Here is a 16,449-nt window from a genome sequence, read left to right as displayed (position 1 = left end):
GTATCACTTAGTAGTGGTGATGTCAATATTAAAAACAATACTTTTACCCCCTCTAGATATATGTTTTAAAATAATTTTAAAACTATACTGCGGATGTTATGTTTCCCTTTGTATAGCTACCATCAATTAATCTTGTATAGATTGTCTTTACATCATGTCTATATGAAAGATAATGTTTATTACTTTTTTGATAGTATAATTTAAATATATTAAACAACAGCATCAATCACCACTTAAAGCTTCTTTTATAACTACTTTAACTAAAATAAAAAACTGCAATAAAGTTTATCTCTATTACAGTTCACTTAGGCATATAACTTCTATTTGTTCATCAAAAGGTTCATATTTAAACCCATTAGGAAACATATCAAGCTTTGATAATATATTACTAACCTCTATTGAATATTAAAAAACTAAATCCTTTAATACATCATTTAAGCTTTCTAATACTTTTGGTACAACTCTTAAAATACTAGGTAAGAAGAATGACACTATTACTGCTACAACTACAGCGAATAATAATTTTTCATCCATTACTTGTCCAAGATTTATTTGATATAAATGTATAGCGCCTATCCCTATAGCTCCAACTATAATAACTTTAGATGCTATCCATGAAACTATATTTATCATTTTACATAATAATATTATTACTGATAATATAGCTATTATAGGTAATGCTAATATCTTTAATGGCAATATAAGTATCTTCATTATTGTACTAGCTGTACTATTTTCACTTTCTCTAGCTACTCTTTGTTTATTTTTTTTTTCATTTCTTCTTTCTTTGTTCTTCTTTTCTTTATCTTCATCTTCTGAATAGTCTTTTTTACTATTTGATTTCTTCTGGCTACTAGTATTACTACTTTTTCTTGTAGATTTTTTTTTAGTTTCTGAGTTCACACTTCCACTACTAACACTTCTTTGTTTTTGTTTTTCTTGTTGTATTTCTTGTGGTTTAATAATCACTGTTCTATTTTCATCTACTTCTATAGTACTTATTGGACTTTGCTTTACTTGTCCACTTGCTTCTAATTTCATTAAAGCTTCATAAGCTTCATCAAATGCCTTTATAAATAATTTAGATCTTTTCTCATTTGGTACTTCCTCTTTAATTTTTTTAACCTTATTTTCATAGGCTGATTTTATTTGTTCCTTTGATGCATTTTCTTTCACACCTAATATATTATAATAATCCATATTTTATCGTCTCCATTATTTGTTTTTCTATATTATTCTTTATTATACCAAACTATTTTATAAGTATAAACAAACAATTAATGGGCAATATCTAATGTATATAAATCAAAGAACTTACTTTTATCTAATTTGAGAATAACACGTTTTATCTCCTACTACAACTATCTTACCACCTAGGTATATTTTTGAGTCGTTAGATTATCTGATAGGAACTTGCTACCAAATTAATTTTCAACAAAAAAGAAACTGCAATAAAGTTTTAAAATGGTACCTATAGAATGGACAGTTAGAAAAAAAGTGCTAAACATTTATTTAACTGTCTCTATTTTATAGCGTCTTTTTTTATTGTAAAATATTTCAAAGGAGGATTGTAGGTATGGGAAGAAACTATTTTACAGATGAACAATTGAAAGATTTATCACTAAATCCATTTGTTAATAAAGCTAGTAATAAATCTATTACTTATACAGATGAATTTAAGAAGTATTATGTTTCTGAATATAATACCGGGAAAATGCCATTAGAAATACTACGGAATGCAGGATTTGATGTTAAGGCTTTAGGCAAACAGCGAGTTGATAATTTATCTCGCCGATTTTTGAGTATGGGAAAACGACAAGAAGGTTTTAGTGATTTAAGGAAGGAAATTTCTGGACGTTTAGCTACAAACCCTTTGACGCCTGATGAACAAATTACACGTCTCAAACATCAAGTTAGGTATCTAAAACAATTTTACTATGCATTATATTTTATCAACTATTTTTCTGTACTCCATAGGGGTACATCCTTTTAACTGTTTAAATACTCTATTAAATGTCTTTATACTATTGAATCCTGTTTTAAATGATACCTCTGTAATAGAGCAGTCCTCATTTATAAGCGTCCATTCTGCCATAGATATTCTAAAGCTATTCAAATAATCAATAAATGTCATTCCTGTATTTTCTTTAAAGAATCTTGCAAAGTGAAATTTACTAAATCCAGCTACATTAGCGATTTCATCTAACACTATCTTATCACTATAATTTTTTTCTACATATCGCATAACATTATCAAGCTTACCAAGTCGTTCTTTTTGTTTATCGTAATTTATGTCTTCACAATCTTTTGGCATATATCTCATTAAAATACCTGCTAAATCATATAATCTCGCCTTTAGAAATATCTTATACCCATTATCTTTCTGCTCATATTCTTTAATAATACTCTTTATTTCATTTCTCATTAATTCATAAAATTCATCACCTTCAGATAAAAATCTGCATTTATTGAACATTGGCTTTATAGCTACCCTATCCTTATTCCCGGTTAGAAACGTATCATATATAGACATTCTAAATTGTATAACCGCTCTTTCACTATAGTCCATTTCTTTTAAAAAGTAGTGGACTCCTCCTGGTGGAATAATAAGAATATCGTCTTTCTTCAAATTATATAACTCGTTATTTACACCAGCTTTAACATCACCCTCAATTAAATATATAATTTCAATATCCTCATGCCAATGATGTGGTGTAATTACATAACCATCGTTAAAGAATAATCTAAAAGGAAAATCCTGTTCTAGAACTGTTTTTTCATGATATCCGTTCATAATTCCCTCCAATTATAAGTATTCCTGAGCATTAATTTAACACTATTACCAATTATAACAAAATTATTAACATAATAAAATAGATATAGTGATAATCAAAATTACCACTATATCTATTTTGATATAACTTATGGATTAAATACAATCCTATATTTAATTAAAACTTAATAACTACACCTTTTTTACCTGAATCATATATGCTACATATCATTTTTTGAGTTTTCAATGCTTCCTCTCCATTTATATGAGGTTGTATCCCTTTTTCAAGAGCATTATAAAAGTTATTTATTTGCTTTTTATGGCTAGTCCCCCAATATCCTTTTACCCCATTACCATAGTCAAAAGTTTCATTTGGATCATTATCTGCAATCAGCTCTTTTCCATCATTAAATTTAATGTGTGCTCTATCTCCTATCATATTTATTAACCCATTTTCACAATGAATTTCAATTTTAACCGGAGCATCATAAGTATAATAATTTATTGCATGGAAAGCTGTAATTGCTCCATTTTTATATTTTATAACACCCTCTGCACTATCTTCAACTTCAATTACTTCATGAGTTCTATTACTTATATTAGCATTAATATACTCTATTTCATCATCAACAAACCATCTCATTAAATCCATAGTATGAATAGCTTGGTCTATAATTACTCCGCCACCTTCTTTATCCCATGTACCCTTCCAATCACTTTTAGTATAATACTCATCTGAACGGTCCCATGTTACCTCAAGTTTTCCTGCCTTAATTATGCCAAGTAATCCTGACTTTAGAGTTTCTTTTATAAGAACTGATCCTGCATTATATCTATTTTGGAATATAACACCTAATGTAACATTGTTATCTTTAGCTGCTTTAACCATATTTTCACCGTCTTCAATAGAAATAGACATAGGTTTTTCTGTTAAAACATGTTTTCCTAAATTCGAAGCATATATTGCAACTTCTGCATGAAGATAATGTGGTAAACAAATATGAATTACATCTATTTTTTCTTTTTCAAGCATCTCTTTATAATCAACATAATAATTGCAGTTATATTGAATCGCTTTTTCCTTAGCCCTTTCTTCATTTATATCACAAACAGCTACTATTTCAGCATTTGCAATTTCTTTTATAGATTGACCATGCATTGCAAATATATTCCCGCATCCTATAATTGCCACTTCAATTTTTTTCATCTTTTACACCTCATTTTACTATAAGGCATATATACTAATATCTGCCTTATAGTTTATTTTATATTTATTAATATCTATTATATTAATTTACCTAAATATTCAATACCAAGCTTTAATCCTTCTTTTACCTTCTCATCAGTCCCTTCATAAACTGGATCCTCATGCTCTATACTAAGAACACCCTCATATCCAACTTCTTTAAGCTTTTCTATGAATCCCCTCCAGTTTATATCCCCAAGACCTGGCATTCTATATCTCCAATACCCTGAACCTTCTGTAGTGCTTAATTGTTTATCCCACTTTCCATACATCTTTAATTTATCCTCAAATATTTCTGTATCTTTAGCATGAGTATGGAATATTCTATCCTTAAATTCATTAATTGGAGCTATATAATCAATTAGCAGATGATGTAAATGTGATGGATCATAGTTAAGCCCAAAGTTTTTATTTGGAACTCTTCTAAACATTTCTCTCCATAATTCTGGTGTAAAAGTAATAGTTCCTGGCTCACCTTTCCTATGCCATCCATTCATATCACAATTTTCAATAACTACCTTTATTCCTTTTTCTTCTGCATACCCAACTAATTCTGTAAATACTTCTTCAAACTCAACAAAATTTTCTTCAATATTTTTATTTACATTTCTTCCAACAAAAGTTCCAACTGCTGGCACTTCTAACATTACTGCTGCATCAACACATTTTTTAAAATGATTATTTACATATGTTCTTCTTTCTAAATCACAATCTAAATTATTATCATAATAAGCTAGTGATGTAATCTTTAACCCATATTCATTAAAATATGCTTTTATTTCATTAGCTTCCCCTTGTGTAAGATTAGCTACATCTATATCACTTCCTGAATAATCTCTTGCATTATTTCTTGGCCAACAAGCAATTTCTAATGCTTTAAACCCATAATCCCTTGCTATTTCAGCCTTTTCCTTTAATGGCATAGCCCCAAGACAACCTGTTAAATACCCTAAATACATATTAATTTCCTCCACTTCTAATATAATTAAAACTCCAATTATTTTTTCACTTTATTATTTATAATGACTTACTTTAATAATTTACTTTATAATTTACTTTATAATTTACTTTATACTTTATTATTTATTGACTTTACTTAGATTCCTTTAAAAACACTGGTTTCCCTATTCTAGATGACTCATAAATTGCTTCTAATATTTCAGTCACAACTAACGCTTCTTCTGGTTTAACTACTGGCTCTGTATCATTTATTACACAATTTATCCATGATTTCGCTTCAGCTTCCCCTGGATTAGATGATTCACCTTCATAAAAATCAACTCCACCAGCTTCTATATTAATTTTTGATTCGTATAATCTACCATACTTCTCTCCATTTAAAGTTAATCCACCTTTCATATCTGCTCCGCCTTCAGTTCCACAAAGAGTTGTTTTAGCTTCATCAACATCAAGAGAATTTAATGCCCAGCTAGATTCAAGAGTTACTGTAGCTCCATTTTCCATTGTAATAAAGCCAAAAGCTGAATCTTCTACAGTGAATTTCTTAGAATCCCATGCTCCCCATGCATTTGCTGCACTCTCTTTTTGTCCAAGCTTATGATAAACATTACCTACAACATACTTTGGCTTATGATTATTCATCATCCATAATGTTAAATCTAATGCATGAGTTCCAATATCTATTAACGGTCCGCCACCTTGCTCAAATTCATTTAAAAACACACCCCAAGTTGGAACAGCTCTTCTTCTTATAGCGTGTCCTTTAGCAAAATATATTTCTCCAAGGTCTCCATTTTCGCATGCTTTATGAAGATATAATGAATCTACTCTAAAACGATTTTGATATCCAATAGTAAGTTTCTTCCCCGTGCGCTTAGCCGCTTCAATCATTTGTCTACCTTCTTCTGAAGTCTTTGCCATTGGCTTTTCGCACATAACATGTTTTCCAGCTTCAAGTGCATCTATTGATATGATACTATGTGATCTATTTGGTGTACATACATGAATTACTTCAATTGTTTTATCTGCTAACAATTCTTTATAATTTATATAGACCTTTGCATTTTCTATTCCATATTCTTTAGCTGATTTTTCAGCTTTTTCAATTTCGAGGTCACAAAAAGCTACTATTTCAACTTCCTTAACCTTAGCTAATGAAGGCAGATGTTTTCCCCCTGCGATTCCACCACAACCTATAATCCCAACGCTAACTTTTCTTTCCATAAATTAAGCTTATTTTAAAACTCCAATAATATTATTGTTTTAAAACAATGCCTTCTCACTCCCCTCGTTTTTAATAATTAATTTAGTTTTTTAAGTATCTACAAGTACTATTCTATAGTAAAACTTTATTAAATACTCCCCAATAATTGCTTACTTATTCTCATATATTGCTATTTCACCTGACTTACGGACAGTTAGATTGCATTTTTTAATATAAACCACCTTACTTATGTTGAGTTTGTTCTTCAAACCAATTTTACATTAGAATAAGTGGTTTTTTATGTTTTTCAGAATAAATGACCGAACTTCTTATATTCTTTAGGAAGTTGGATATCTTAACATAAATCAGAAAAAAAACCTCACAAGTATAAACCTATACTTGTGAGGTTTCTATATTTTACGTAATTTTAAAAATCAACTATTCATTTTTACTTATATAGTATGTAAATGTAAATCCTATAATTCCAAGTATTATACCTACTACACTACTAAATCCATGGTATCCTGGAAAAACAGAAATAACTGACCCTAATATAAATCCAAATATTAAGATATAACTTTGCTCTGGAAACTTTTGCAATAGCATTTCAATTATTCTTGCTGTAGCTAAAGTACCAACTAGTGCTCCAAATAACAATGGTATTAAAATTATAATATTACGATCTACAACTGCTGTCATAACTGTGTTGTATAATCCTAAAATAAGTAACATAAAAGAACCACTTATTCCTGGTAAAATTAATGCTACTGCAACTACAACTCCACCAACAAATAGCCATATAAAATTAACTATACTTAATGATGTTATAATATCTGATGCATCATTACTTGGTTTTCCCATTAGTAATACAATTATTACACCTACTATTAAATATAAAACACTACTTTTATTAAACCCTTTTACTGTTGCTTTTCTAAACATCAAAGGTGCTCCACCTAAAATAACACCTATAAATAAATATCCAATTTGTATAGGATATTTATCAAATAAATTCTTAACTATGTTACTAAATAAAACTATACCTACTACTACACCTATACCAACTTCCATCAATATCTTATATTGATTTTTAAAATCTTTTAAAATATTATTAACTGCGTGAAGCAGCTTATCATATATTCCAAGAATTATAGCAATAGTTCCACCACTAACTCCAGGAACAATTTGAGATATACTAATTGCTACCCCTTTTAAAAAGTTCTTTAAAAAATTCATCCTTACGTCTCTCCTATAAACAATATTATTTAAATCACTCCATTTATTTGTTAACCTTATTATATATCCATACCTCTTCTTTTTCATATATATATCATTATAATTACATTAAAATTTTTTAATCTAACTTTCCTTCTTTTCTAATATTGTCTTTATTTTCTCTAGTGAAAATATAAAAACTCCACCAGCTATAAAGTACATTACACTAAAACTGCATAAACTCATTGGTTTTAATGATGCCTCTAAACTTGTTGGTCCCCTTACTATTGCATATACTGAGCCAATCATAAGTCCAAATATTAGATATATTATTTCTGATCTATTCTTTTCTAAGAAATATTTAATAATTCTTATTGTGCAGTCAATTCCTGTTAACACTCCAAGACCAAAAACAATAAGCATTGGTAATGCACTAAAGTTTAATGTTAGAAAGTGCTTGCCCTGGCAATCACTTTCTCGGTAAATAGGCTAGGCAATTACTTGCCTAGCCCTTCATAGAACCGTACGTGCGGATTTCCACCTGCTATATAGTAATAATAAAAGCTACTCTTTCATTATCTGTTACACCCTTGCTTGGCGTACCCAGGGGGCCTTTTGAGTCGTCAGCTTGTTCTGATACGGAATTTATATTACTGACGCAGTATAGTTCGAGAGACGCAAGAACACTGGTCTGTTATTTATTTGGATATGCCTAAATAGTCTTAATTAAGTTCTAACTTTATTATGTCATCTGTTAAAACTTTAAAATCTGTTTTTTCATCATCCACAGGAACTCTTATATAATAGCTTTCATTAGGATCTAGCTTATCAAATACATACGTTACTTCCATATCTAAAATTCCTAATACTTTTTTATCTTTCTCATATGCAGGTTTAAAGTAGCTATATTCTTTATCACTAATTAAATGAAAGTACGCTCTTGATTGATATCCTGTTGTTCTAACTTTCATTAATGTTTCATTACCCTCATGAACTATATCTCTTATTTCTGTAGTTCCATAATCTCCAAAATCATATTTTTTACCATTTTCAAGCAAATGATTTTCAGTTCTATATGACGCAATGTCAAAGCCTTCATAAGCAGAATTCACATATGGAATAATAGATACATCTCCATCTTCACTTGGCAATCTATATTGCATTGTCAAAGTTCCATCTTCTTCAAAGTGATTAGCTATGGATTCTAATTCTCCTTTTTTACTATCCCATAAAATATAATCTAAATTATGATTTACTGGCATTGTTGTTATTCCTGGTCTATTAAGAAATAACCCAGTTGGAGACTTTTTGGCACTATTTATATTAATTTTAACATCTTCAAATGCTATTTCTTTATTTATAGCATATTCATTAATTATAATATTACTACTATCTAAAGCTAATACCATAGGTTCAGACTCAACTACTACGCTTGTCGGATTTGAATCTTTATTTACATTGATTCTCTTGATATTATTTATATAAAGCATCGCATCAAACACTTCTGGTATCACACCGCCATTATAAGGATCCAAATAAAATGTAGCCATACCTGCATAAGTATTATCATTGATAAGAGCTCCATCGCCTGACCCACCACCTAACTCAACTCCTACTAATATAGATTCATCAAATTCTATATCTGCATCTAACCAATATTTACTTGATTTATCTAACGGATTTTCTCCAGTAATATTATAAAATACCGAAATTTCTATTCCATCATAATATACATCTTCTATGTTTACTGTATATTCTCCAGCCTTCACAGAATATATAACTTCAGTTGAATTACTCTCGTATCCATCTAATTCAAATCTACCATTTAAAAAGTTTATTGCTTGTTTTATCACCGGAATATTTTCGGCATAGGTAGGAAAACATATTCCTAGTGCTAATACACAAGCTATGGATGCTGCTACTGTTGCAATCCATTTTCTAACTGGCTTCTTCTTTCTTTTTAAGTTTTTACAAGTCTTGGAAACACTTTCCTTTAATTTGTCACTTTCTCTCACTTTAGATTTACTAGCCATTTCTTTAAGCTCTTTATCAAAATCTTTATTCATAATATCCCCCCTCTAACTTTTATCCTTAAGAATTCCATATAATTTTTCTCTACTTCTAAATAACCTTGATTTAACAGTCCCTTCTGCAACTTCTAGTACTTTAGATATTTCTTTATATGTTAAATCCTCAAAATAATATAATATTGTAGCAACTTTAAATTCATCAGAAAGCTTACTTATTGCATCATACAAATCCATATTTTCTGATTTATCTACGGTGTAAGATTCCTCTCCAATTTCTATAACATCTCGTTTGTTATAATTATAAATCTTATTACATTCGTTTATTAATATTCTTATTAGCCAAGTTTTAAAATACTTATCTTCTCTTAAGTATTTCAACTTATCAAAAGCTGTTAATATAGTGTTTTGAATTGCATCTTCTATGTCTTCTTCACTTTTTAAAATACCTCTTCCAACTCTATATAAAGCTGTTAACTGCTCATTAATTAAAACCTCAAATGCTTGATTATCACCGGCTTTAGCTAACTTAATATTACTCTTCTTTTTAAATATACTTTTACTTGAAAATTGTATTAACTCCAATTGCCCTCCCCCTTTCTTCTCTATTAGATATCTGTATCCCCCTAAATGTTCCCTAGTAATTATAAAATGTATAGATTCCTAATATAAACTAATTTTCCCCATAAAAAATAGCCTCTTATTTCAAATAATAGGCTATTCTGCATTTATTAAGTTCTTTAATATCCATTTTAACATTTCCAATATACATTTTACACTTATTTTAAATCAATTTTTATTGCTTGATTTTTAAGTAGTTTATAATCATCTTGATCATAGACACCTATTTTCTTAATCTTAGAAATATCTATGTTCTCATTTGTAAATTTAAGTGTTTCAGTATATATACCATTTTGTCTATCAACTTTACTATTTGCATATCCTTGACCAAAATCAATATCCTTTCCATCTTCATCATAAAAAGAAAACATTGCGTCACTAACTACTACGCCTTCCTTTTTATAGGCTACCTTTAATTCATTATTTTCCAATTGTATATCTTGAATTATTAATTTTCCATTTTCACTTACATTTAAAATCACTGGAAAACTATTTAAATCACTTTTAAGTTTATCTTTTTCTTGCTGTTTATCTTCCCACTCTATAGGTACTAATGTAACATACTGCATATCTTTATTTGCCTTTATAAATTCATAAGAATTTGTAACCTTCCCAGAAGAGCTTCCCTGTAAATCAGTATTAATTACATCTAGTGAATTTCCCTTATCATCATATAATGCAAAGCTGTGAAAAAATCTATCTTCAGAAGTTTCTTCTGATATAACTATTTGATTTCCAAAAGGTGATAATGTAACCTTTTCGATATTTATATCATGCTTAAAATCACTTAGGTTAATAGTTGCTTTCTTATTAGGATTAACTGAAATAGTTTCTACTTTAGCATCTTTCTTACTTACCTTAGTATCTATCGTCCAGTTGCCCTTCTCACCAAATATTTCATCACAAGTTATTCTCAAATCAAAAGTATCATTAAGATTAACTTGAGAAATATTCTCTCTTTGCATTATTTTTAATACTTTGTCAGACTGAAAATATGCATCGTTATCGTTATTATTTCCCATATACTTCTCATCACCATTTATAGTTAATCTTAAAAACGGTGATGTAAATAAAGCTGTCCAACCAGTATCTTCTTCAACTTTTTTTATAGGTTCTGTACTTTCTATTGTATAAAAAGTATTTAAGAAATTATCATCAACTGCAACATTATCAAGTGTTACCTTTATACCCTTATCTTCTACTGTAATACCTTTTTCTTTATTAAATTTATCGAAATTATCCTTATTTGATATATATTCTTGCCCATATTGTCCATTAAAAAACTCAACAACCCCTTTTATCATCTCTTTTCCCTGGGGTGTCATTGCAAAAACTGTTGTAACATTAACAACAGTAATCATAGCTACTATAGCTATTATCTTACGGGGCGTAATCCTTTTTATTTTTCTATTTTCTAACCCATCTAATGAAGTCTTTATTGTATTATCAAAAGCTATTGATGTTTTCCATTTTTCATTTTTTATTTTAGATTTAACTAACTTATCAAAATCATCCATTTATATTCCACCCTCACTTTCTTCTAATATAGTCTTAAGTTTAGCTTTAGCCCTACTTAATCTAGATTTCACTGTCCCCTGAGAAATGCTTAATACTTCACTTATGGACTTTATACTCATATCTTCATAATAAAAAAGTATCAAAACAGTTCGAAATTCTAATTTTAATTTTTCAATCTCACACATAAGTTCATATGAATCACTTTCTTTATAACATATATTATAAACAGCCATATTTTCTTCAAGTTTAATTTTCTTTTTTCTATTTAATAGTGTATAACATTCATTAACAAGAATTCTCATAAGCCATGATTTGAAACTTTCTCTACTTTTAAGCCTCTCCAAATTCTCATAAGCTTTTACTATAGCTTCATTAACCACATCTTGTACATCATGTTCATTTTTAACTATACTCTTTGCAAGTCTATATAATGGTAATTTATTCTCTTCAATGAGCTTAATAAATTCGGTCTTATCTATTTTCTTAATTGTATCTTCTTCTATTTTGCATTTATTATAGCTATAAAAGTTTAAAACTTTAGTACCAATACTCATCCTTTCACCCCCCTACACTATTATGATAAATATCTATGCTAAAAAGTTCCCTTAATATATTTTTTTGTTATATATTTAAAATTCATCTAAATATATAATATACTTTTTCAGTCTTCGAACAAAGTTTTCTAATTGAAAAATTTCATAGTATAAAGCTATACTACGAGATAATTGATTCACTAAAAGCATCTTCATCTTATTATATAATAGACCCAGTAATAAGCATAATTGCCAACAATAAAACTATATAATAAAGAAAAAGCTACTTTGAAAAATAAAATTTCATCGTAGCTTTCTCTAATTCAAGTTCAATATTTTTGCATTTTCCAAGTTATTGTTGTTCTAAGCCTATCACCTATTAGCTCAGCCTTTATTTCGTGCCCCATCTGATTAACTAACTCTTTTGTTATAGCAAGCCCCAGTCCTGTACTTTTTCCTGTTCTAGATCTATCAGCTGTGAAAAATCTTTCAAATAGTTTTTCTACATCTTCCTTTGTAATTTTTTCTGCTTTATTTTCAAAAATAGTTACTATATAATCTCCATTTCTCTTTAATGAAAAAATTACATCGCCTTCTCCATATTTAATAATATTTTGTACTAAGTTTGATATAACTCTTTTAATAGCTATATTATCACCTATTATAAAATAAGGAGTTTCTTCTACCTCTACTATTGATTTTATATTAGACTTTAATAAATCCTTATAAAAACTACCTAAAACCTCGCACATTATATTATTTATATTTATAAAAGTCATTTCAAACTTATATTCCTTACCTTCTAACCTAGATAAATCATAAAAGCTAGTTATAAGTTCTTCTAAATCTCTAGTTCTATTTTTTATCACATCTAAATATTCACTACGTTCCTCTTTTTCTAAGTTTTCATCTTCTATTAAATGAATATACCCCATTACAGATGTTAACGGAGTTCTTAAATCATGAGAAATATTAGCTATAGACTGCCTTATTCCTAAATCTAGCCTTTTATAAATAGCTTCGCTCTTTTGGTTTTCTTCTATATTTTTATTTACTTCTATTATAAGCTTTCTAAGCTCCTTATTTGAACTTGTTAATAATATTTTCGAGTTAGTTTTTGTTTCGTTTATTTTTTTTAACTGAGTATTTATATTTTTAAGTTCACTAGTATAAAAAATATAAAGGGCAATAAATATACCTATAATAACTAGTAACAAAATAATAATAATTCCTTGCATAAATATTCCCCTCCATTGTTTAGTAATCTCCAAATAAATACCAAGTTAGAATTCTTGTCTTTTTATTTATTTTACTATTCCTTAATTAATTTCTTTTTTATTAATAAAAACTACAGATAATGTTGTAAACAACACAATATATATAACACCTAAGACAATTGCACTTAATGGCTCAGCTTGACCAATTATAATCTCTTCTATTTTATAACCGATAAGAATATCATTTAAAATACTAAGCTTGCTCCAAACAAATGTCGCTAATATTTTAACCACTAATCCATCTAATGAAATTATTCCTAGATATATCATAATAAAAACATTGCTATTTTTAACTACAATAGAAATACTAGTCGCCATACATATAGAAGCAATCCATAATGGCATTACTACCAATATATTTCTTAATAAGTCATAAAACTTTACTAACATTTCATCATTTAAACCTATTAAAGTTGCGTAAGAAATAATAAATACGGATATTGCAACAATAGCTACTATAATAGCTATTAAAGTACTTGTTATTATCTTTCCTAAAACTAATTTTGTCCTAGATAATCCAAAAGTTATAACGTTTTTAACAGTATCAAATTTATTTTCTTCTGCTGTAACACAATCTACAAAAAAAACAACTATAAATATTGGCATTGTAAGAACCATATTGAATAACATAGCTAATGCTTTATTTGAAGTTTCAATATCCATATCAGTTTTCACTTTTAAAAGCGCTACATTACCAAGTATAGCTAATATGCTAATAATTACTGTAGCTATCCATAAGTATTTTCTATTAAAGTTTCTATAAAGTTCTGCTTTTATATAATTAATCATTCTTCTCTCCTCCTATTAACTTCATAAAATAATCCTCTAAAGTTATGTTATTTTGATTTAGTGAATATAGGAGAATATCATTCTTTATTAAAATTTCCGCTACTTTTTCTGGTACATCTACCTTATCATAAATTGTAATTTCATTATCATTTAAAACTTCATATTCTTTAACATCTAAATTTTTTTCAAGAGCAACAACTGCTTTTTTTGTATCATTTACTTTTACAGATAAATAATGCTTGCATTTTTCATTTAACTCCTTTGCAGATACTTGTTCTAAAAATTCACCATTATTTATAAATCCATATTCTGTTGCTATATGCTCTAGCTCACTTAATATATGACTTGAAATAACTATTGTAGTATTTTTTTCTCTATTAAGTCTTAAAAGTATTTCTCTTAATTCTATTATTCCTGAAGGATCAAGACCATTTATAGGCTCATCTAAAATTAATAAATCTGGGCTCATCATTATAGCAAGTGCTAAGCCAAGCCTTTGTTTCATACCCAGTGAAAAGTTTTTGAATTTCTTAGTTCCAACTTTTTCAAGAGCAACTATCTTTAATACTTGTTCCACACAATCCTTTTCAACTATGCCTCTTTGTATTCTGTAATATTCTAAATTTTTCCTTGCTGATAAATATGGATAAAAACTTGGTGTTTCTATAATGCACCCTATTCTAGATCTTGACTTATTCAACCCCTCCTTAGAACTTTCACCAAAAAGCTCCATATCTCCGCCTGAAGGTACTGTTAACCCACCTATCATTCTAAGTATAGTTGTTTTACCTGCTCCATTTTTACCTACAAGTCCATATATACTGCCCTTTTTGATTTGTAAATTCACACTATTTACAACAGTATTTTTCCCATATTTTTTAGTTAACCCTTTAGTTTTTAATACTATGCTCTCCACTTAAATACCCCTCCCCTGAATTTTCTCTACACTCATATATTAAATGAAAATATGTAAGATACTATAAGAAATCCCTTAAGAATTCCTTAAGATTAGTCACCACTTAGCTTATATCCAATCCCCCATACAGTATGAATATATTCATTCTCTTTATCTAACTTAGCTACCTTAGAACGTAAATTACTTACATGTACATTAACTGTATTATCATCACCTAAAAATTCAGTCTTCCACACGACTTTAAATAAATTAGCCTTTGTAAATACTTTGCTCGGATAACTTATAAATACTTCTAATATGGATAATTCAATAGCTGTAAGATTTAAAGTGATCCCTTTAACTGTTGCTTGTAAAAGCTCTTTGTCAAAAACTAAGTTCTTATATTTTAATATCTTATTTTTATTAATATTCTTTGAAAACACCATATATCTTCTTAATTGTGCCTCAATCCTAGCTAAAACCTCTTGTGGATCAAAAGGCTTGGCTATAAAATCATCTGCACCTAACCTTAAAACTTCTATCTTTGTATTTTGCATTGCCTTTGCTGATATTACTATTATTGGCATAGTTTTAAAAGCCCTTATCTTTTCTATAAGTTCTTCTCCAGTTACACCTGGCAGCATTAAGTCAAGTAAAACAAGATGAAAATCATAATGTTCAAGACACATTTTACCTTCTGAGCCCGAATAAGCTTGTCTAACATTATAGCCTTCCTTTGTTAGGATTTTACAAAGCAAGTTGTTTATATCAGAATCATCTTCAACTACTAATATATTTATATTTTCCCTATTATTACACATATCCAACACTTCCTTTAGTATATTTTACCATACTCAAAAGAAAGGTGTTTCAAAATTAAACGGATCTTTTCCATATTTTAATGGTTTTAATAATTTTATTTATATGATGCACCTTCATACCACGACCTCTTAGGTGTAGTCATTATTTCACCTCACTGTATAAAATAACTTTCTCTTAATTATTTCCTTAAACTTATTTTTATAAACAAAAAACTGCAATAAAGTTTCTATTAAAGTGGTCCCTATGTCAAGGACAGTTAGAAAAAAACGCCTAAAAAATGAATTGGAATATTTTTTATGGAAGATGTATGACAAGAAAGCACTGGTATTATACCGTTTGTAGGTATTTACCAGTGCTTTAAATTATATTAATATATAAAATTACTTTAGCTAGATTTTAATCGGATATTCACCGGTTTCTAGATATTCGTAGTATTTATTTGGTGATAGCTTGGCCAAATTCCATTGATATCTATTGTTATTATAATAATCAATATAATTATCTGTTTCTTGTTTCAGTAGATTAAATGTGTTGCATTTTCCAAGGTGAATTTCATCTTTCATATGTCC

At 28.5% G+C, this 16,449-nt stretch carries 17 protein-coding genes; 1 reads left to right on the top strand and 16 read right to left on the bottom strand.

Going from position 1 to position 16,449, the window contains the following annotated elements; genetic code table 11:
- Positions 1-405: 405 nt before the first annotated feature.
- The gene (locus BLS77_RS18135; protein WP_089973329.1) at positions 406-1,200 is read right to left on the bottom strand and encodes a J domain-containing protein; all 795 of its coding nucleotides are present in this window, start codon (positions 1,198-1,200) and stop codon (positions 406-408) included.
- A 376-nt stretch (positions 1,201-1,576) separates the two neighbouring features.
- Here BLS77_RS18135 and BLS77_RS18130 point away from each other — a divergent pair, with 376 nt between their 5' ends.
- A complete protein-coding gene (locus BLS77_RS18130; RefSeq protein WP_089973326.1) occupies positions 1,577-1,993 on the top strand; it encodes an HTH domain-containing protein in 417 nt (138 codons plus the stop codon).
- Here BLS77_RS18130 and BLS77_RS18125 read toward each other — a convergent pair.
- From BLS77_RS18125 to BLS77_RS18055, 15 genes are all read right to left on the bottom strand, one after another.
- Positions 1,943-2,794: an AraC family transcriptional regulator gene (locus tag BLS77_RS18125; RefSeq protein ID WP_089973324.1), complete on the bottom strand. Its 852-nt coding sequence runs from the start codon at positions 2,792-2,794 to the stop codon at positions 1,943-1,945. The genes BLS77_RS18130 and BLS77_RS18125 overlap by 51 nt on opposite strands.
- Before the next feature lie 157 nt (positions 2,795-2,951).
- The gene (locus tag BLS77_RS18120) at positions 2,952-3,980 is read right to left on the bottom strand and encodes a Gfo/Idh/MocA family protein (protein ID WP_089973322.1); all 1,029 of its coding nucleotides are present in this window, start codon (positions 3,978-3,980) and stop codon (positions 2,952-2,954) included.
- Positions 3,981-4,057: 77 nt separating this feature from the next.
- The gene (locus BLS77_RS18115; protein WP_089973319.1) at positions 4,058-4,978 is read right to left on the bottom strand and encodes a sugar phosphate isomerase/epimerase family protein; all 921 of its coding nucleotides are present in this window, start codon (positions 4,976-4,978) and stop codon (positions 4,058-4,060) included.
- A gap of 133 nt (positions 4,979-5,111) precedes the next feature.
- Complete coding sequence (locus BLS77_RS18110; protein WP_089973317.1) at positions 5,112-6,203, bottom strand: Gfo/Idh/MocA family protein; 1,092 nt, start codon at positions 6,201-6,203, stop codon at positions 5,112-5,114.
- 418 nt (positions 6,204-6,621) lie between these two features.
- Positions 6,622-7,419, bottom strand: a complete 798-nt coding sequence (locus tag BLS77_RS18105; RefSeq protein WP_089973315.1) for a DUF368 domain-containing protein — start codon at positions 7,417-7,419, stop codon at positions 6,622-6,624.
- 123 nt (positions 7,420-7,542) lie between these two features.
- Entirely contained in the window at positions 7,543-7,821 is a 279-nt protein-coding gene (locus BLS77_RS18100) for an undecaprenyl phosphate translocase family protein (RefSeq protein ID WP_089973313.1), read from the bottom strand.
- 299 nt (positions 7,822-8,120) lie between these two features.
- The gene (locus BLS77_RS18095; protein WP_089973311.1) at positions 8,121-9,464 is read right to left on the bottom strand and encodes a DUF4179 domain-containing protein; all 1,344 of its coding nucleotides are present in this window, start codon (positions 9,462-9,464) and stop codon (positions 8,121-8,123) included.
- A gap of 12 nt (positions 9,465-9,476) precedes the next feature.
- Positions 9,477-10,010 carry an RNA polymerase sigma factor gene (locus BLS77_RS18090; RefSeq protein WP_089973308.1) on the bottom strand — a complete coding sequence of 178 codons (534 nt, stop codon included), beginning with the start codon at positions 10,008-10,010 and terminating at the stop codon, positions 9,477-9,479.
- Between the two features lie 194 nt (positions 10,011-10,204).
- The gene (locus BLS77_RS18085) at positions 10,205-11,563 is read right to left on the bottom strand and encodes a DUF4179 domain-containing protein (protein ID WP_089973305.1); all 1,359 of its coding nucleotides are present in this window, start codon (positions 11,561-11,563) and stop codon (positions 10,205-10,207) included.
- Positions 11,564-12,118 (bottom strand): RNA polymerase sigma factor, encoded by a 555-nt coding sequence (locus tag BLS77_RS18080; RefSeq protein WP_089973303.1) that lies wholly within the window; start codon positions 12,116-12,118, stop codon positions 11,564-11,566.
- Positions 12,119-12,426: 308 nt separating this feature from the next.
- A complete protein-coding gene (locus tag BLS77_RS18075) occupies positions 12,427-13,335 on the bottom strand; it encodes a sensor histidine kinase (protein ID WP_089973299.1) in 909 nt (302 codons plus the stop codon).
- Between the two features lie 81 nt (positions 13,336-13,416).
- A complete protein-coding gene (locus tag BLS77_RS18070) occupies positions 13,417-14,163 on the bottom strand; it encodes an ABC transporter permease (protein ID WP_089973296.1) in 747 nt (248 codons plus the stop codon).
- Positions 14,156-15,079: an ATP-binding cassette domain-containing protein gene (locus BLS77_RS18065; RefSeq protein WP_089973291.1), complete on the bottom strand. Its 924-nt coding sequence runs from the start codon at positions 15,077-15,079 to the stop codon at positions 14,156-14,158. Before BLS77_RS18065 ends, BLS77_RS18070 begins: the two co-directional genes overlap by 8 nt.
- 92 nt (positions 15,080-15,171) lie before the next feature.
- Complete coding sequence (locus BLS77_RS18060) at positions 15,172-15,879, bottom strand: response regulator transcription factor (RefSeq protein ID WP_089973287.1); 708 nt, start codon at positions 15,877-15,879, stop codon at positions 15,172-15,174.
- A gap of 390 nt (positions 15,880-16,269) precedes the next feature.
- Positions 16,270-16,449, bottom strand: a 180-nt coding sequence (locus tag BLS77_RS18055; RefSeq protein ID WP_139164872.1) for an IS3 family transposase, incomplete at its 5' end; no start/stop codon positions are given.

The organism is Clostridium gasigenes, assembly GCF_900104115.1.
Classification (GTDB): Bacteria; Bacillota; Clostridia; order Clostridiales; family Clostridiaceae; genus Clostridium; species Clostridium gasigenes.
Note: the sequence above shows the minus strand (reverse complement) of the source record. Positions and strands in the feature narration are given on the sequence as shown.

Excerpts from the sequence above, each read along its gene's own strand:
- BLS77_RS18120 (WP_089973322.1), bottom strand. The coding sequence starts at position 3,980 with ATGAAAAAAATTGAAGTGGCAATTATAGGATGCGGGAATATATTTGCA.
- BLS77_RS18110 (WP_089973317.1), bottom strand. The coding sequence starts at position 6,203 with ATGGAAAGAAAAGTTAGCGTTGGGATTATAGGTTGTGGTGGAATCGCA.
- BLS77_RS18100 (WP_089973313.1), bottom strand. The coding sequence starts at position 7,821 with ATGCTTATTGTTTTTGGTCTTGGAGTGTTAACAGGAATTGACTGCACA.
- BLS77_RS18070 (WP_089973296.1), bottom strand. The coding sequence starts at position 14,163 with ATGATTAATTATATAAAAGCAGAACTTTATAGAAACTTTAATAGAAAA.
- BLS77_RS18115 (WP_089973319.1), bottom strand. The coding sequence starts at position 4,978 with ATGTATTTAGGGTATTTAACAGGTTGTCTTGGGGCTATGCCATTAAAG.
- BLS77_RS18080 (WP_089973303.1), bottom strand. The coding sequence starts at position 12,118 with ATGAGTATTGGTACTAAAGTTTTAAACTTTTATAGCTATAATAAATGC.
- BLS77_RS18135 (WP_089973329.1), bottom strand. The coding sequence starts at position 1,200 with ATGGATTATTATAATATATTAGGTGTGAAAGAAAATGCATCAAAGGAA.
- BLS77_RS18085 (WP_089973305.1), bottom strand. The coding sequence starts at position 11,563 with ATGGATGATTTTGATAAGTTAGTTAAATCTAAAATAAAAAATGAAAAA.
- BLS77_RS18130 (WP_089973326.1), top strand. The coding sequence starts at position 1,577 with ATGGGAAGAAACTATTTTACAGATGAACAATTGAAAGATTTATCACTA.
- BLS77_RS18075 (WP_089973299.1), bottom strand. The coding sequence starts at position 13,335 with ATGCAAGGAATTATTATTATTTTGTTACTAGTTATTATAGGTATATTT.
- BLS77_RS18060 (WP_089973287.1), bottom strand. The coding sequence starts at position 15,879 with ATGTGTAATAATAGGGAAAATATAAATATATTAGTAGTTGAAGATGAT.
- BLS77_RS18105 (WP_089973315.1), bottom strand. The coding sequence starts at position 7,419 with ATGAATTTTTTAAAGAACTTTTTAAAAGGGGTAGCAATTAGTATATCT.
- BLS77_RS18095 (WP_089973311.1), bottom strand. The coding sequence starts at position 9,464 with ATGAATAAAGATTTTGATAAAGAGCTTAAAGAAATGGCTAGTAAATCT.
- BLS77_RS18125 (WP_089973324.1), bottom strand. The coding sequence starts at position 2,794 with ATGAACGGATATCATGAAAAAACAGTTCTAGAACAGGATTTTCCTTTT.